The sequence below is a fragment of the Bradyrhizobium sp. AZCC 1610 genome (genome assembly GCF_036924515.1).
GTDB lineage: Bacteria > Pseudomonadota > Alphaproteobacteria > Rhizobiales > Xanthobacteraceae > Bradyrhizobium.
This window is the reverse complement of record NZ_JAZHRR010000001.1, coordinates 643,645-660,314: the sequence shown is the minus strand read 5'-3', so window position 1 is coordinate 660,314 and position 16,670 is coordinate 643,645. Positions and strand designations below refer to the sequence as shown.

The following is a 16,670-nucleotide window of genomic DNA, read 5'->3' as shown; positions in this document are numbered from 1 at the left end:
CCCGCTGACCTTTCCGATTCCGCCGGTGGCAGTGCCGCAGGTGCTGTGGCAAGCTCGGCCTCATCCCGTTGTGCAGGGTGCTAACCGGGAGGACGGCCATGGTAGCTTACGTCGTGCTGGCGAATTTCACGGAGCAGGGAATCCGCAACGCCAAGGAGTCGCCGAAGCGCGCGGACGCCTTCAAGGCAATGGCGAAGACGTTCGGAGTGACAGTGAAGGAGATACTCTGGACACAGGGGCGATATGACATTGTGACCATCGTCGATGCGCCAGATGAGTTATCCGTCCTGTCGCTCACGCTGAGCCTCGGCGCGCTCGGCAATGTTCGTACCGAATCGTTGCGGGCCTTTTCCGCAACTGAGATGACGAAGGCCGTCGGCAGCATGCTTTGACGACCGCGTCCGCTCGGCAGGCAGCCTGCAGCGAAGCCGACGCTGCAACTCGCATTTGCTGTCGCGGGGGCTGATCCCGCTTGCCGACTTTGCGTCAGCCCGTCGCCTTCTCCAGCTCTACCGCCTGCCAGGCGATGTCACGGCGGCAGAAACCATCAGGCCATTTGATGCGATCGACGGCCTGATAGGCACGCTGTTGGGCTTCCAGCACGCTCTTGCCCATGGCGCAGACATTCAGCACGCGGCCGCCATTGGCGAGGATGGCGCCGTCCTTCGCCGCCGTGCCCGCATGGAAGATTTCGACGCCTTCGATCTTGGCGGCGTCATCGAGGCCGTCGATGCGCGTGCCCTTCTTGTAGTCGCCGGGATAACCCTTCGCTGCCATCACCACGGTCAGCGCAGGCTCTGGATACCAACGCAGGTCGAAATGCTTCAGTTCTCCGTCACAAGCCGCCAGAAACGCCGGCACGATGTCGGACATCATCCGCAGCATCAGCACCTGGCACTCGGGATCGCCGAAGCGGACATTGTATTCGAAAAGCTTTGGCCCCTGCTCCGTCAGCATCACGCCGGCATAGAGCACGCCGCGAAACGGCATGTCGCGCTGCTTCATGCCAGCTACGGTCGGCAGGATGATCCGCGCCATGATCTGGTCGTGAATTTCAGCCGTCACGAACGGCGTCGGCGAATAGGCGCCCATGCCGCCGGTGTTCGGCCCCTCGTCGTGATCGAACACGCGCTTGTGGTCCTGCGCCGAGGCAAGCGGGATCGCGGTTTCGCCGTCGCACAGCGCGAAGAAGCTGATCTCGCGGCCTTCGAGATATTCCTCGATCACGACTTCCGCACCCGCCGCACCGAACGCGCCGTCGAACATCATGGCGATGGCCGCCTCGGCTTCATCAAGCGTTTTCGCGACGACAACGCCCTTGCCGGCGGCCAGGCCATCAGCCTTGACCACGATCGGCGCGCCCTGCGCGCGCACGTAAGCCAGCGCGTCGTCAGCCGTCGTGAAGCGGCCGTAGGCGCCGGTTGGAATGTTGAATTCGGTGCAGAGCGCCTTGGTGAAGCCCTTGGATCCCTCGAGCTGGGCGGCCTGCTTGCTCGGGCCAAACGCCTTGATGCCGGCCGCCGCGAGATCGTCGACGATCCCGGCCGCCAGTGGCGTTTCCGGGCCGACTACGACGAAATCCACAGCGTTACGTTGGCAGAAATCGATCACCGCGGCGTGGTCGGTAATGTCCAACGCGACGCATTCGGCCTCGCGCGCGATGCCGGCGTTGCCGGGCGCGCACCACAGCTTGGTGAGCAACGGGGAAGCCGCGATCTTCCATGCGAGAGCGTGTTCGCGGCCACCGGAACCGAGCAGGAGAATGTTCATGAATGTGGCCAGATACGGGAGTTCAAGGCCAAGTCGGTCGCATAAAACTCCCTGCCCCCGCAAGGGGAGCATCGCGCTTGTGCAGAGGAGTTTCGCTACACTTTCCTCCCTGACCCGGCGATGATCTCCTGCAGCGTGGCGACATGGCGGGCGAAGGCGCCGCGGCCGGCCGCGGTCGCGGTTACCGTGGTCTGTGGTTTCTTGCCGACAAAGGCCTTTTCCACCACGACATAACCGGCCCTGGCCAGCGTCTCGATATGGGCGCCAAGATTGCCGTCGGTGGCGCCGGTGAGTTGCTTCAGTTTTGAGAATTCCAGCCCGGTGCCCGCCGGCAGCGCGTTCAGCCCCGCCATGATCCGCAAGCGCAGCGGTTGATGGATGATATCGTCGATCTCGGCCATGGCGCTAGCTCCGGCGCATCCACCAGCCGCCGAGCATCAGCCCGCCGCCATCGACAAAGGCCATCCACAGGTCGAACCAGTCGCCGACCAGGAAGTATCCGACCAGCGCCAGTGCGCTGATGCAAAGACCGATCACGACAAAGGCGTGGCCGAACCAGAGTCCGGCGATGATGTAGAGCAGCATGAAATAAATTGGCCAGAACGTGCCCATCTGGCGCGGCGTGAAGTGGCCGAGCACGCTCGTGCAGAGGAACCCGAAGGCGAAGAACAGCACGAACGCGATCAGCATCCTGAAATCGAAGGTGCGAATGCCAGTCTTGCGATATCCGAAGGCGCTGATCGCAAACGATCCCGCGACGCCCGCGACGTTCAGCGCGGCCCAGAAATAGCCGGCCTGGCGCGGCAGCAGAAACGAGCCGAGATAGCCGGCAAATACCAGCGCGCCCCACATGATCAGCATCAGGCTGGCGAGATTGTAGATCCGCGATTGCCGGACGCGGCGCGTCATCTCGTTGATTTCGGCGAGCGCCTCGGAGGCCTCGCGGCTGTCGATCATGTTGCCCATCCCTGCCCCGGCGCCGCTATGACCCCGCCATGGCGCGCGTGGCAACATCCTCGGCGACGATGGATACCGCCTTCGGCGCAGCGACGATACCCATGTGGTTGATGCCGTCGAGCACCCTGACGTCGACCGCGACCTTCGCGCTACGCACGGCTTCGGCGTATTTGTCCGAAAACATCACTTCGTCGTCGGCGCCGGAGATGATCGTGAGCGGTTTTGTCGCGGCGGCGAGATCGTGGCGGAAATCGCCCCGCACCGCAAAGTTGCGCATCAACCGGTCGGTATAGGTCGACACCAGCGTCTTCTCGGAGTTCGGTGGCACCGCGAGCGCCAGCACCGGCAGCGCCTCACAGCAGGTGATCCCGAGCTTGCGCAGCGCCAGCAGGCCGAGGATGCGCGGGATATCGGCGCTGGCCCAGCCGCCGGAGCCCGGCCGGGTGGAGGGAGCGTCGTAGCCGAGATAGGGCGCGAGCAGCACGAAGCGCTCGAACAGGTTCTGGATCGGCGAGCCGGCCACGCGCAGCGCAAAGCCGCCGCCGGACGAATGGCCGACCAAGGTCAGCGGCGCTGACGGCACGGTGTTGCGCAAGACCGCGACGAAATCGGCGAGGTCGTCCTCGAGCTGGCCGACATAGCCGATATCGCCGCGCGTGCCTGACGTGCCGTGGCCGCGCATGTCGACCGCAAAGGTTTCCACGCCGTGCCCAGCCAGCGCCTGCGACAGCGCATGGATGGTGCCACCGCTGGAACCGGAGGAGCCATGAATCACGATCGCCACGCGCCCCGTCGGCGCGCCGCCCGCGCCATAATGGCGGAAGCCGAGCCATGTGCCGTCGCGGGCCTGGAGCCGCTCAATCGCAGGCAGGCTGGAAAGATCGACGGTGGCTCGCGTCCGCGAGATCGCTTGCAGTTCCGGCAGCGGCTGCAGCGGCGTTGCCAGCAGGGCCAGCACCATCAGCGCCAGCACGCCGACGCCGCACAGGACCCATTTCAGGAGGCTCACGGAGCCGCGAATCAGGAATTTGAACATCGATCACGCCTCGCCAGAATGAAGTGCAGAGAACTCTGTACTACAGAGAATGTGAGTTCCACAAGAGCCGGATTGGCGGGGATGGTTAAAAATCCCTACGTTGCGGCAACGCCTCCAACGCCCGAATCAGTTGCCGATGCCAGCTGCCGAAAACCTGATCAACGCGCCCGAATTCACCGTCTCCGAGCTATCCTCCGCGCTGAAGCGGACGGTGGAGGACGCCTACGGGCACGTGCGCGTCCGCGGCGAGATCTCCGGCTTCCGCGGGCCGCACTCCTCGGGCCATTGCTATTTCGCGCTGAAGGACGAGAGCGCCAAGATCGAGGCGGTGATCTGGAAATTCGCCCACGCCCGGATGCGGTTCAAGCCGCAGGAGGGGCTCGAGGTCATCGCCACCGGCAAGCTCACGACCTATCCCGGGTCGTCGAAATACCAGATCGTCATCGAAGCGCTCGAGCCCGCCGGGATCGGCGCGCTGATGGCGCTGATGGAGGAGCGCAAGCGGAAGCTCGCGGCCGAAGGCCTGTTCGACGAGGCGCGCAAGCAATTGCTGCCATGGCTACCGGAGGTGATCGGGGTCGTCACCTCGCCGACCGGCGCCGTAATCCGCGACATCCTGCATCGGCTGCAGGACCGTTTTCCCCGCCGCGTGCTGGTGTGGCCGGTCAAGGTCCAGGGCGAAGGCTCGGCCGAACAGGTGGCCGCCGCCATCCGCGGCTTCAATGCGCTGCCCGAAGCGGGAAAGATTCCGCGGCCGGATCTGCTGATCGTCGCGCGCGGCGGCGGCTCGCTGGAGGATTTGTGGTCGTTCAACGAGGAGATCGTGGTTCGCGCCGCCGCCGAGAGCACGATCCCGCTGATTTCGGCCGTCGGCCACGAGACCGATATCACGCTGATCGATTTCGCCGCCGACAAGCGCGCCCCGACGCCTACGGCCGCGGCCGAAATGGCGGTTCCTGTCCGTAGCGAATTGTTCGTCGAGGTCGAAAGCCTGGCGCGGCGCACGATAGTGTGCTGGCAGCGCGGGCAGGAGAGCCGCCGCAATGAATTGCGCGCCGCCGCCCGGGCGCTGCCGGGTTTAAGCGAGCTGCTCGCGATCCCGCGGCAGCGGCTGGATCATCTCGGCGCCGCCCTGCCCCGCGGATTGAAGGCCAATACCCACGCCCATCACCGCCGCTTTTCGCATCTGAGCGCCGGCCTGACGCTGAAGGTTTTGCGCGGGCAGGTCGCGCAAGCCAATCACCGCCTCACGGTGTCGGGCGAACGCATCAGGCTGTCCGCCCGCGCGCTGCTGCGCAACCGGCAGGACCGCTTTGCCGGGCTGGAGGTCAGGCTGAAGGCCTCAAAACTCTCCAACGCCCAGGCGCAGCGCAATGCCATAGCGCGTGACCGCGAGCGCGCGCAACGGCTGGCGGAGCGCGCCCGCCGCGCGCTCGAGACCGCCCTGCAGCGTCTCGACGCGCGTGTCGCCCATAGCGGTCAATTGTTGTCGGCGCTGTCCTACCGCGGCGTGCTCGCGCGCGGCTTTGCCCTGGTGCGCGACGCGCAGGGGCACGCGGTGCATGCCGCCGCCGCGATCGGACCGAGCGCGCATCTGTCGATCGAATTCGCCGATGGCCGCGTCGGCGCCACCGCGGATGCGGATCGGCCCCAGACCACGGCTCCCGCCGCGAGTACGCCGAAGGCGACGCCGCACGAGGCGAAGCCGGCGGCGCCGAAGCGCGTGGCCAAGCCGGTTGATCAGGGAAGTCTGTTCTAGCGCGCCAGCCACTCCGCAACGCGCCGTTGCGCGTCCCTGCGCGCGTCCGCATCCGTGCCGATATGACCGCGTTCGGGCAACGCGGCATCGGAGCCTGCGATCGCCCGCAGCGGCAGGTTGGCGCGGTCGAAATCGTGGGATGCGCCGGGATAGATCACGATCTGCACCAGCGCGCTGCGGCCGCGGGCGTCATCCACAATCTGGCGACAGGCGGACGGCGAACTGACGTCGTCCTGCGCGCCGATCAGCAGCAGCGTCGGCATGCGCGTGCTCCAGCCGAGGCCGGACGAGATCCGGCAATCCGGATAGAATGCGATCGCCGAGCGAAAATCCGGCCCGATACCGCGCGCTGACGATTGCGGACGCACCGCCCACAGCACCGCGCTGGCGCCGTTCGCCCATCCCATCAGGCTGATCCGGTCACGCGCGGCCCAGGGTTGCTGCAGCAACCATTGCCGCGATGCATTGACATCGGCCACCCGCTCGCGGCGGGCGAGCACACGGCGCTCATTGACGCGGCATTGCGGGCCGAGCTCCCGCGAACCGTAACTGTCCGGCAGCAGCACCGCATGGCCCGCCTTCAACAGCTGTTCCGCCCAGTCGCGGTAGCGCGGCAGCACGGGCTCCGACTGCCCGCTCAATCCGCCGCAGCCATGCAGCGCGATCACGGTGGAAAACGGGCCGTCACCATCCGGCTTGTAGAGCTGGGCATGCAGGGTCAGACCCCTTGCCGGGATATCGACCTGGCGCGGGGCCGGCAACGGCGCGGCACCGGCCGTGCAGGCCGCAGTAAGGAGCGTCAGGAATAGCGTTGCTGACAACAGGCGCATCGGTCTCGGTCGGATCGGTATGACGCTGCGGGCACAGTGAAATTCACGCTATCATGCAGGTCGGCACAAAATCATCACAAGTAGGTCAGTTTCCGGGGCGGACAGTACGACCTATTTATGATAGATGAAATCTTGGAAAATACACTTAAGGCCAGCCCGCGCGGGCCGGTCCATCGGAGAGTTTGACGGTGCTCAATAAATTCGGACCCTCGGGCCATGGCGAAGCGCAGGTGCAATATCTGGACGGCGATTTCCGCGTGATCTCGCCCGGTACCTATGTGCGCTGCGCCATCACCGACGTGCGGATCCCGCTCGACGAATTGAAGTACTGGAGCGTCGACCTGCAGGAGGCCTATTCGGTTCCGACCGCCGTGCTGCAGCGGCACTTTCCCGGCGCGCTGAAGACGCAGGGCTAGTCAGCCGGCCTCTCGCGCGCCTTGAACAGGCGCGCCGATATGAACTTCCGCAGCAATCCCTTGTCATCGAATTCGAGCGCCACGCCGAACGGTACGATCTGCTTTGCCCATTCCGGCAAGGTCCCGCCATACCACAGCCGCGCCAGATCCTTTTCCGTCGTCACCAGCGTCAGCGCCTCGCCTCTCGCCTCGGCGATCAGGCTTTCGATCTCGGCCTGCGAATAAGCATGATGATCGGCGAAGGCGCGCTGCCCGGCCACTTCGATGCCGCTGGCGCGCAGCGTGTTGAAGAATCGGGTGGGATCGCCGATGCCGGCAAACGCCAGCACGCGCTTGCCCCGAAGCTGTGCGACCTGCGCCTCATCCGGCTTCAGATGCGCTGATAACACCGGCTTGCCCTGCGCCACGATCTCGGCCGCGACCTGCTCGGCAGCACTGCCGTTGCCGACGACGATCAGCGCGTCGGTGCGCGCCAGTTGCGGCCGCAACGGCGCACGCAGGGGGCCGGCGGGAAATACCTGCCCGTTGCCTATTCCGCGCTCGCTATCGATCACGATCAGGGAAGCGTCCTTGACAATCGCCGGGCTCTGGAAGCCGTCGTCCATCAGGATCACGGTGGCGCCCCGCGACAGCGCCAGCGGCACGCCGTCCGCGCGCTTGCGCGACACCACGACCGGCAAATGGCCTGCCAGCATCAACGGCTCGTCGCCGACATCGGAAGCCGCGTGCCTGACAGGATCGACCCTGACCGGGCCGCGCAATTCGCCGCCATAGCCGCGGCTGAGCACGACCGGCGTCTCGCCGAGCTCGCGCAGCAGCTTCGCCAGCGCCAGCACGGTCGGCGTCTTGCCGGCGCCACCGACGTTATAGTTGCCGACGCAGAGCACCGGAATGCCGGCGTTCAGTCCCTTGCGCTGCAGGCGCTTTGCGGCAACGGCGCCATAGAGTGCGGCGAGCGGTTTCAATAGATGCGAGTTGAGCGAAGACGGGCCGTGCCAGAAGCCCGGCTCACGCATTGGCCGCTCCCATCTCGATCCGCAGTTGCAGCAAATACGGCTCGAGCGCGAAGAGCGTGCGCTCCAGCGCGCCGCCGAGCTGCCCGACCACGCGCTCGGACGCAGCCAGCACGGCTTCGCGCGCCTTGGGATCGGCGAGCATCTGCCCGAGCTGCTTGACCAGCGCTTCCTGCGTATCAGCCCGCCGCGCGCCGCCGGCGGAATCGAGCGCCTCATACACATCGGTGAAATTGAACACGTGGGGGCCGTGGACAATCGAGGCACCGAGCTTGATCGCCTCGATCGGATTCTGCCCGCCATGCTCGACCAGCGATCCGCCCATGAACACGATCGGCGCCAGCCGGTAGAACAACCCCAGTTCGCCCATGGTGTCGGCGACATAGATGTCGGTCGTAGCGGTGGGTAAGTCCTCATGCGAGCGCAGGGTCGGATTGAGGCCGGAAGCTGCGATCATGCGCGCGATGGCCTCGCCGCGATCGGGATGCCGCGGCACAATCACGGTCAACAGCTTTGGAAAATAGCGGGCGAGCGTCCGGTGGGTTTCCGTGAGGATTTCCTCTTCGCCGGGATGCGTGGAGGCTGCGACCACCACCGGGCGGCCGCGCGTCATCGACATCAACATATCCAGTTTGTTGCCGTCGGCTGGCGGCGCAGGAACGTCGAGCTTGAGATTTCCCGTGACGATGACGTTGCGGCTGCCCAGCGCGGTAAAACGATCCGCATCGGTCTGCGATTGCGCCAGGCAGATGTCAAACTTGCCGAGCAGTGCCGAGATCGTCCCTGCGACCCGGCGCCAGCGCGGAAACGAGCGCTGCGACATCCGGCCGTTGATCAGCACCATCGGCAGCCGCCGCGCGGCGCTCGACAGGATCAGGTTCGGCCACAGGTCCGATTCGATGAACAGCGCCAGCGAGGGCCGCCAGTGATCGAGAAACCGCGTGACGTAGCGTGGCGAGTCGTAGGGCACATATTGATGGATGACGTCAGCGGGGAACCGCTTGGCGACGATCGCAGCCGAGGTCACCGTGCCGGAGGTCACGAGGACACGCAGGTCGAGCGCCCGCAGCCGCTCGATCAGCGCCGCCGCCGCCAGCACCTCGCCGACGCTGGCGCCGTGAATCCACACCAGCGGCCCGGTGGGCCGGATATCGGCGCTCAGACCGCGGCGCTCGCCGACCCGCGCCGGGTCTTCCTTGCCGAGCTTTAACCGCCGGCTGATCAACGCAGGCGACAGCGGCACGATCACGGACGACAGTTTCCGGTAGACGCGCAACGTCATCGGCAGCGAACTAGCCAAGAGCGGCCTCCGGACGCCCGACGGCGGCATAGGCACGACGGGTCGCTTCGTTCAGATAAGATTCTACCTGAATACGCAACTTTTCCATAGTCTCGGCATCGGCGTCCGGCGGCACGTATACATGTTCAATGCCTACCACGGCACCGCGCCCGAATGGCAAATTGATGGTGGTAGAGTCCCAGTTCTTCAACCGGATGAACCTGGAGGTCACCATCGCAAACGGCATGATCGGCCGGCCCGACTCCCGCGCCAGCATGATGATTCCAAGCCCCACGACTCGCGCGCGCTTCGGCACGTCGGCGGTGGTAGCGACGTTCCACTTATCTTCCAGCGCCTGCAGCATTTCCCTGAAGGCGCCGACGCCGCCCTTGCGGTGAAAGGCGCCGCCGTGATCGCCGGAGCCTCTGATCGTGCCGATGCCGAGCCGCTCGGCGGCGATGGCGTTGAACTCGCCGTCGCGATGCCGCGAGATCAGCACCTTGGCGCGATGGCTCTCCCTGGTCTTGATGAACGGCGTCATGAAATGCTGGCCGTGCCAGAATGCGAAGATCGCCGGCATCTCCGGCTCGACGATGTCGTAAACGTTGGCCGGATCATAGCTGAAGCGGTTGGTCAGCCAGACCAGCCGCAGATATTCGGCCGCAAGCACACCCAGCGCGCGCTGAACCCAGCTGCTGCGCAGCAAATCGCGAAGGAATCGTTTCAACTGGAGGACTTCGTGTCTTGACCTGGATCGAGCAGCCGGTGGAGGTGAACCACGAAGTAGCGCATGTGGGCATTGTCAACGGTCTGCTGCGCCTTCGCCTTCCAGGCCGCGTGTGCGGATGCGTAATTGGGATACACGCCGACGATGTCGACCTGGTCGAGGTCCTTGAACGTGATGTGTTCGAGATCGGTCAACTCGCCGCCGATGACGAGGTGAAGCAATTGCTGCGGGGCACTATCTGGCATGATGGTCTTTCCTAACGAGGTGCCCGGCAAGCAACAGCGACAACGTATATCGCGGCGTAGACGGGATGATTTGTGGCACGGATTTAGACCGATTCAGGGCAGCGGACGATTTCGGAAATGCTCGACAATCCGCGCATGTCGATCCTGTCCCGCCGCCACCAGCACCCCGTGCACCACCTCCCGGCGATTATACTCAATCGCATCCCCCGAGAGTGCGGTCATTCTACCATTCGCTTCCTGCACGATCAAATTCGCTGCGGCAAGATCCCAGTCGCGGCTCTGACCGCCTGCAAAAGCGGCATCGAGGCTGCCGTCAGCGACCCGGCACAGCCGAAGCGCCAGCGATCCGATCCGCGGATGCAGCGTAATCTCATCCGGTGACGAACTCAGCCGCTGCACCAGCGGTTTTGGTCCAGCCATGCGGGAAAAATCGAGTTCCGTGCCAGCAGCCGCACGCACCGGCCTTTCGTTGCGCGTGGTGCCCTCGCCACGGATCGCGACGAAGAATTCGTCGCTGGCGGGAGCGAACACCGCCGCCAGCACCGGCGTAGCGCCCGCAACTAGCGCCACGCTCACGCACCAGTCTTCACGGCCGGCGAGATAGCCGCGGGTGCCGTCGATCGGGTCGACGATCCAGACCAGTTCCTTGCCGAGACGGGAATCATCGTCGACGCTCTCTTCCGACAGCCAGCCATAATCCGGCGTCGCCGCGCGCAGCCGCCGCTCGACAAGGTCGTTGACGGCGATGTCGGCCTCGGAGACCGGCGACGAGGCGCCCTTGGTCCAGTTCTTCAGCTCGGTGCGAAACAGCGACAAGGCCAGCGCGCCGGCTTCGCGCACGGTGTCCCGCAACAGCGCGGCGTCGCGCGCCCAGATCCTGTCGGCGATATCAGCGTCCGCCAAGCGTCAGGCCCTCGATGCGCAGCGTCGGCGCGTTGACGCCGTAGCGGAATTCCAGGTCGTTGGCCGGAACCAGCGATTTGAACATCGCCAGCAGATGGCCCGCGATCGTCACCTCGCTGACGGGGTAAGTGATCTCGCCGTTCTCGATCCAGAAGCCGGAGGCGCCGCGGCTGTAATCGCCGGTCACGCCGTTGACACCGGAGCCGATCAGGTCGGTAACGTAAAACCCCTGCTTGATGTCGGAGATCAGTTGCTTCGGCGTCATCTCGCCGGGCTCGAGATGCAGATTATACGATCCCGGCGACGGCGAGGACGAGACGCCACGATGGGCATGCCCGGTCGTAACCAGCCCGAGTTCGCGCGCGGTTGCGCAATCGAGCAGCCACGTGGTCAACACCCCCTCGTCGATCAGCGCGATCTTCTTCACGCTTACGCCCTCGGCGTCGAAGGTCTGCGACCGCAGGCCGCGCACCCGCAAGGGATCGTCGATGATGCGGATATTCTTCGCGAACAGTTGCTCGCCCATCCGGTCTTTCAAAAAGCTCGTCTTGCGCGCGATCGAGGCGCCGTTGATGGCGCCGACGAGATGGCCAACCAGCGAAGCCGACACCCGGGGATCGTACACGACCGGCACCTTGCAGGTTTCGACCTTGCGCGGATTGGACCGCGCCACGGTACGCTCCCCTGCCCTGCGGCCGACGCTTTCGGGCGAATCGAGGTCGGACGCATGCGGGGCCGAAGTGAAATCGTAATCGCGCTCCATGCTGGTGCCTTCGCCCGAGATCGCGGTCACCGAGATGCCTTGGCTGGAGCGCAGATATGAGCCGTGGAAGCCGGTCGAGGTCACCAGCACCATGCCGCCGATGCCGCTCGACGCGGACGCGCCGCTCGACTTGGTCACGCCCTTGACCGCTAGAGCTGCGGCTTCCGCTTCGCAGGCGCGGCGCTCCAGTTCGCTTGTGGTCGGAACATTGCGGTCGAGCAGATCGAGATCGGCGAACTCGCGCGCCAGCAGCGAGGGATCGGCGAGGCCGACATATTTGTCATCGGGCGCGACGCGGGCCATCGCAACCGCGCGCTCGGCGAGTTTGGCGACGCCATCGCCGGAAATATCGTTGGTCGAAACCACGGCCTGGCGTTGTCCGACCAATACACGCAATCCGACGTCGTCGCCTTCGGAGCGCTCGGATTCCTCGACCCGGCCGTCGCGGACCTCGACCCCTTGCGAAACGCCGCGCACCGCGACAGCGTCGGCAGCATCCGCGCCGGCGCGCTTGGCGGCCTCGACCAGTCGCTGCGCCAGCGTCGAGAGCGCCGATTGGTCGAACAGGTCGGAGGTCGCGTCGGAGGCCTTCTGGGAAAGCTGTGACGTGCTGGATGGTGAAGAGTTCACAAACGAAATCCCTGACATTTAAGAGGGCGGGAACGCAAATCCGCAAGGCTCTCAGATGTGCCTGATTCACAGGGATTTCAAGCATTTTGCGACACCAAATGCCAAACAATTTCGGCATTTGCGCAAGGTCTCGTCAATCATGCGTGCCAAGGTCTTGTCAATCATGCGGGGAGATCCAGGGCGGGTGACGTCTCCTTAACCAGGCTTTTTAAGACGAAACGGAAATCGCTCGGCTAAGGTCTCGCGTATCGACCGGGAACATAATCCCGGCGGGGAGATAAGAGCCGTGAGGCGTCAAACAGCAACAAGCGGGATCAATCCCGCCGGGTCGAGCCGCGCACTGCGGCTCGACCCTCTTTCTCTGCCGCTCAGCTTCCATGCGCACGACACCCGCGCAGACGGCGGCGTGCGGAGGATAGAACTCCATCGCGAACGCGTCGTGCTGCACCGTGCCATCAAGGGCATGCGGATGGCGATCAACGTTCGCGTCAGCGACTTTCTCGGCGTCGCACTGCGTGGTCTCGACGACGACGCGCAGATGCTGGTGCTGGCGCATCGCGATCCCTCGCTGAACATTCCGCTGTGCGTGAGCTCCGACCACGAAGAGATCGCCTCCGCCTGGCAGATGTGGAGCGACATCCTCGCGCTGCCGCTGCTGACCGAAGACGACCACCGCGAACCGGCCGCCCGCCGCCGCCGGCACAACGCGGTCCGGAGCCGCCGTCCGAAATTCCTGGTGCGCCGCCGGGGTGGTAACCTGACCAATACCGAGACCATTCATAGCGACGAGCGCGAGATCATCGCGCGGGATTAGGCCAGACCCGTCATTGCTCTCGTAGGATGGGTGGAGCGAAGCGATACCCATCAATGCCGGTGCGGATGGCGATGGGTATCGCTTCGCTCCACCCATCCTACGCGGATACGACTTCGCGATCTCGCGGCGCAATTCGCCCGAGGTTTGCTGATAACTTCCCGCCCTCTTTATCAGAGGGCGCAGGGAAGACCGGGTGCTTGCTGCACCCGCGGTCCCGCGTGCGATTTGCGCGTAACAAGATGCACACGAGCATACAGGGCAGCGGGAACACTCCGGCCTTCCCTGCGCAATGGCTTTACGGCTTACTTCGTGCTCTTCCCGGAGAACGGCTTTCTTGCCTCCGTCGCCTGCGCTTCTTATCGCACGCTTAACGCCAGCACCGCGGCGCCCGAACCACACGACTTCACCCTACGCTCAAGGCGCGTACGTCTAGCGCGCCTCTTGCGTCCATCGCATCTCACCGCGCGTTCGTGACGATCGCGAGCGCCCCTCATCCGCGGTGAGACAGGCGGAGTTATGCGGGTGATTTGGGTGAGAACGAAAGCAGAATATTTTTGCGCGAGGGACTGGACAGGTTTTACTGATTTGCACGTCGGGTTGGCCGCTACCTGCAATTGCGCTTGCGGGCAAAGCAAAATCAGTTCGCAGTGCGCCATGGGTTATTGCGTTCCCCGGATGCTGCGCAGCACGAAGTGGCGCGCTGCTGATCCGGGTCCATGGGTCTCGGCTCTGCGGTGCAGCGTTAAGAACGCTGCACCGCGTCCGGGACACGAGAACCGTAGGGTGGCAAAGCGAAAGCGCGCTCACCATCAAAAAGCGCATGCGATGAAAGATGGCGGGCACGTCAGTAACGCGCCTTTGCCCACCCTACAAATTCAGCGCATCACCGCATCGACCAGCAATCCCGCAAACAGCAACAGTCCCGCATCGCGGTTCGACCAGAATACCCGCATGCACAGCGCGGGATCGCTGATGTCCAAGCGCCTGATCTGCCAGACGAGATGCGCGGCGAAGGCGGCCAGGCCGATCCATGCCGGCCAGCGTGCGCCGCCCAGCACCAGCGCTACGCCGATCAGCATCACCGCGAGCGCATAAAACACCGCGAGCGCCCGATGGGTGCGCGCGCCGAACAGGCGTGCGGTGGACTTGACGCCGATCAGCGCGTCGTCCTCGGTGTCCTGGTGGGCGTAGATCGTGTCGTAGCCGATCACCCAGGCGATCGAGCCGGCATAGAGCACGAGCGCGGTCAGATCGATCCGCCCGAGCGTGACGGCAAATCCCATCAGTGCGCCCCATGAGAACGCCAGCCCGAGCACGACCTGCGGCCACCAGGTGATGCGCTTCATGAAGGGATAGACCGCGACGATGACGAGCGAGGCAATGCCGGTCATGATCGCAAAACGGTTGAACTGCAGCAGCACTGCCAATCCGATCAGCGCCTGCAGGACCAGGAAGGCAAACGCCTGCGTCACGCTGACCTGCCCGGCGGGCAGCGGCCGCGACCGCGTCCGCTCGACCTTGGCGTCGAGATCGCGATCGGTGATGTCGTTCCAGGTGCAACCCGCCCCGCGCATGACAAAGGCGCCGACGAAGAACAGCACGATCACGAGCGGCAATTGCGAGACGTCGCGGGCAATGCCGGCGGCGAGCGCCGCCGACCACCAGCACGGCATCAGCAACAGCCACGATCCGATCGGACGGTCGAAACGGGAAAGCCGCAAGTAAGGCCGCGACCAGGACGGCGCGCGCGTATCGACCCAGTTGCCGGTGGCATCGGCAACGCGGGTGGTCGCGTCGCTCATCGGACCGGGATCATCGCGCGAGAACGTTGCCGTTCAGCGTATCGAAGGTGCTGCCGCCCTTCTTCACGGTTTGCGCCTCAGGTAGCGCCGCCGAAGAGCCGAGCACTTCGCTCAGGCTGGGACCGGCGGGCCCTCGCGCCTGCGCCTGTGCCGCCACACCGCAGACCTGCTTCTGCATCTTCTCGGTGTTCTTGTGGCCGTTCTTGAGCTGGTCGGCGATCTGCGGCGGAATTCCGCATTTGGCCGAGTTGGTCTCGACATATTTGATCATCTTGATTTCGGCCTGACCGAAATTTCCGATCAGCTTGCAGGCCTCGTCCGGCGGTGCCTTGCGATCGCTCGCGGCCTTGATCATCTTGCCGCGTCGCTCGGCCTCCTCGCGCAAGGGAACGAACCCTTTCATGCAGGCGTCTGCCGAACCGCTGGCTTGTGGCGGCGGCCCACTGAAGCCGCTGGAAACCGGGGCGGCACCTTGCGACGGGAACGCCGAAGGGGCGCCGACCGAGGCCGACGGCGCAGCGCCATTCACCGGCGGAAACGGCGAAGCATTCGCAGGTGCTGCGCTCTGGTTGGGCAATGGCGCCGGAAAAGCACCTTGCGCAAGCACTTGCCCGGCATGAACGGTCACGACGGCAGCGGTCAGCGGCACAATCAGGCGGCGGATCATCAAGGGTGTATCTCCGGCGAGGTCCAGGCAGCCCCGGCGTGTTCCGAACGAAGCGGATTTGCAACGGGCATTTTTACGATTCCTGCCGACGCTTAACAAGCCGTTGATTGGGGCAGCAGCGCGGCGCATGGCCGCCGGAAAGGTAAAAATAGCCTCCGGATTCTAGCGCTTTAGGCTAAAAGCGCCCGGAAACGGAACATTACCAATGCCCGAACTCGATTTTCGCGCCCCTCGCCTGTTCGTCGACGCTCCCTTGCGCGAGGGCGAGCGAATCGCGCTGGAGCGCAACCAGAGCAATTATCTGGGCAATGTGCTGCGGCTTTCGGCCGGCGAATCGATCCTGGTGTTCAACGGCCGCGACGGCGAATGGTGGGCGCAGATCGACGGCCGCAAGCGGCCCGACAGTCTGAGCATCGTCGCGCGGACGCGGCCGCAGGACCGCCTGCCCGACATCGCCTATGTCTTCGCGCCGCTGAAACACGCCCGTCTCGACTACATGGTGCAGAAGGCGGTCGAGATGGGTGCGTCGCTCCTGCAGCCGGTGTTGACGCGGCACACCCAGGTCTCGCGGGTCAATAGCGAGCGGATGCGCGCCAATGTCATCGAGGCCGCCGAGCAGTGCGGCATCCTGAGCCTTGCTGAGGTTGCTGAGCCTGTTGCGCTCGACCGCTTTCTCGAGAAGCGCGAAACCAGCCGCCTGCTGGTGTTCTGCGACGAGGCGGCCGACATCGGCAATCCCATCGAGGCGCTGCAACAGGGGTTGATCGCCACCGATGGGATCGACGTCGTGATCGGCCCGGAGGGCGGATTTGCCGGGGAAGAACGGGCGCTCTTGGTGCGGCAGCCCAGGACGCTGCGGCTGTCGTTGGGCCCCCGCATCTTGCGCGCGGATACGGCTGCTGTTGCCGCGCTGGCGCTGGTGCAGGCCGCGCTGGGGGATTGGCACGGGCCGGGGTAGACGGGGGAGGACTAACCGGCCAAGCCACCATCAAGCCACCGCCCATTAAGTCAGTTGGCCAATCCCTGTCGAAACGCCGGCCGGGCCATGCTAAGGCCTGC

At 64.9% G+C, this 16,670-nt stretch carries 18 protein-coding genes; 5 read left to right on the top strand and 13 right to left on the bottom strand.

Annotated features, from left to right (window positions below):
- Positions 1-98: 98 nt before the first annotated feature.
- Positions 99-392: a GYD domain-containing protein gene (locus V1279_RS03260; RefSeq protein WP_334432416.1), complete on the top strand. Its 294-nt coding sequence runs from the start codon at positions 99-101 to the stop codon at positions 390-392.
- Between the two features lie 94 nt (positions 393-486).
- Here the strand turns inward: V1279_RS03260 and purD are convergent, their stop codons facing one another.
- From purD to V1279_RS03240, 4 genes are all read right to left on the bottom strand, one after another.
- Positions 487-1,770, bottom strand: a complete 1,284-nt coding sequence (purD, locus tag V1279_RS03255; protein WP_334432414.1) for a phosphoribosylamine--glycine ligase — start codon at positions 1,768-1,770, stop codon at positions 487-489.
- 95 nt (positions 1,771-1,865) lie between these two features.
- Positions 1,866-2,171, bottom strand: a complete 306-nt coding sequence (locus V1279_RS03250; RefSeq protein ID WP_334432412.1) for a winged helix-turn-helix domain-containing protein — start codon at positions 2,169-2,171, stop codon at positions 1,866-1,868.
- 4 nt (positions 2,172-2,175) lie between these two features.
- Positions 2,176-2,727, bottom strand: coding sequence for a hypothetical protein (locus tag V1279_RS03245; protein WP_334432410.1), 552 nt, complete (start codon positions 2,725-2,727; stop codon positions 2,176-2,178).
- A 25-nt stretch (positions 2,728-2,752) separates the two neighbouring features.
- Positions 2,753-3,763: an alpha/beta fold hydrolase gene (locus V1279_RS03240; protein ID WP_334432408.1), complete on the bottom strand. Its 1,011-nt coding sequence runs from the start codon at positions 3,761-3,763 to the stop codon at positions 2,753-2,755.
- 136 nt (positions 3,764-3,899) lie between these two features.
- Between V1279_RS03240 and xseA the strand changes: the two genes are divergently transcribed.
- Positions 3,900-5,522: an exodeoxyribonuclease VII large subunit gene (xseA, locus tag V1279_RS03235; RefSeq protein WP_334432406.1), complete on the top strand. Its 1,623-nt coding sequence runs from the start codon at positions 3,900-3,902 to the stop codon at positions 5,520-5,522.
- Here xseA and V1279_RS03230 read toward each other — a convergent pair.
- Positions 5,519-6,352 carry a dienelactone hydrolase family protein gene (locus V1279_RS03230; protein ID WP_334432404.1) on the bottom strand — a complete coding sequence of 278 codons (834 nt, stop codon included), beginning with the start codon at positions 6,350-6,352 and terminating at the stop codon, positions 5,519-5,521. The genes xseA and V1279_RS03230 overlap by 4 nt on opposite strands.
- A 188-nt stretch (positions 6,353-6,540) precedes the next feature.
- Between V1279_RS03230 and V1279_RS03225 the strand changes: the two genes are divergently transcribed.
- A complete protein-coding gene (locus tag V1279_RS03225) occupies positions 6,541-6,768 on the top strand; it encodes a DUF2093 domain-containing protein (protein WP_108520004.1) in 228 nt (75 codons plus the stop codon).
- On the opposite strand, the gene lpxK is transcribed toward V1279_RS03225, so the two are convergent.
- From lpxK to V1279_RS03195, 6 genes are all read right to left on the bottom strand, one after another.
- Positions 6,765-7,784 carry a tetraacyldisaccharide 4'-kinase gene (gene lpxK / locus V1279_RS03220; RefSeq protein WP_334432402.1) on the bottom strand — a complete coding sequence of 340 codons (1,020 nt, stop codon included), beginning with the start codon at positions 7,782-7,784 and terminating at the stop codon, positions 6,765-6,767. The two genes, V1279_RS03225 and lpxK, sit on opposite strands and share 4 nt — an antisense overlap.
- The gene (locus tag V1279_RS03215) at positions 7,777-9,111 is read right to left on the bottom strand and encodes a 3-deoxy-D-manno-octulosonic acid transferase (RefSeq protein WP_334446182.1); all 1,335 of its coding nucleotides are present in this window, start codon (positions 9,109-9,111) and stop codon (positions 7,777-7,779) included. Before V1279_RS03215 ends, lpxK begins: the two co-directional genes overlap by 8 nt.
- Complete coding sequence (locus V1279_RS03210; protein ID WP_334432400.1) at positions 9,074-9,787, bottom strand: lysophospholipid acyltransferase family protein; 714 nt, start codon at positions 9,785-9,787, stop codon at positions 9,074-9,076. The genes V1279_RS03215 and V1279_RS03210 overlap by 38 nt, the downstream gene beginning before the upstream one ends.
- Positions 9,784-10,032, bottom strand: coding sequence for a DUF4170 domain-containing protein (locus V1279_RS03205; RefSeq protein WP_214487863.1), 249 nt, complete (start codon positions 10,030-10,032; stop codon positions 9,784-9,786). Before V1279_RS03205 ends, V1279_RS03210 begins: the two co-directional genes overlap by 4 nt.
- Before the next feature lie 93 nt (positions 10,033-10,125).
- The gene (locus V1279_RS03200; RefSeq protein WP_334432397.1) at positions 10,126-10,935 is read right to left on the bottom strand and encodes an inositol monophosphatase family protein; all 810 of its coding nucleotides are present in this window, start codon (positions 10,933-10,935) and stop codon (positions 10,126-10,128) included.
- A complete protein-coding gene (locus V1279_RS03195) occupies positions 10,922-12,328 on the bottom strand; it encodes a TldD/PmbA family protein (protein WP_334432395.1) in 1,407 nt (468 codons plus the stop codon). The genes V1279_RS03200 and V1279_RS03195 overlap by 14 nt, the downstream gene beginning before the upstream one ends.
- A gap of 286 nt (positions 12,329-12,614) precedes the next feature.
- On the opposite strand from V1279_RS03195, the gene V1279_RS03190 reads away from it, so the two are divergent.
- Complete coding sequence (locus tag V1279_RS03190; protein WP_334432393.1) at positions 12,615-13,142, top strand: DUF6101 family protein; 528 nt, start codon at positions 12,615-12,617, stop codon at positions 13,140-13,142.
- A gap of 875 nt (positions 13,143-14,017) precedes the next feature.
- On the opposite strand, the gene ubiA is transcribed toward V1279_RS03190, so the two are convergent.
- Together ubiA and V1279_RS03180 are read right to left on the bottom strand one after the other, a co-directional pair.
- Entirely contained in the window at positions 14,018-14,944 is a 927-nt protein-coding gene (ubiA, locus tag V1279_RS03185) for a 4-hydroxybenzoate octaprenyltransferase (RefSeq protein WP_334432391.1), read from the bottom strand.
- 10 nt (positions 14,945-14,954) lie between these two features.
- Positions 14,955-15,611, bottom strand: coding sequence for a hypothetical protein (locus tag V1279_RS03180; RefSeq protein ID WP_334432389.1), 657 nt, complete (start codon positions 15,609-15,611; stop codon positions 14,955-14,957).
- A 205-nt stretch (positions 15,612-15,816) separates the two neighbouring features.
- Here V1279_RS03180 and V1279_RS03175 point away from each other — a divergent pair, with 205 nt between their 5' ends.
- A complete protein-coding gene (locus V1279_RS03175) occupies positions 15,817-16,569 on the top strand; it encodes a 16S rRNA (uracil(1498)-N(3))-methyltransferase (RefSeq protein ID WP_334432387.1) in 753 nt (250 codons plus the stop codon).
- Positions 16,570-16,670 lie beyond the last annotated feature (101 nt).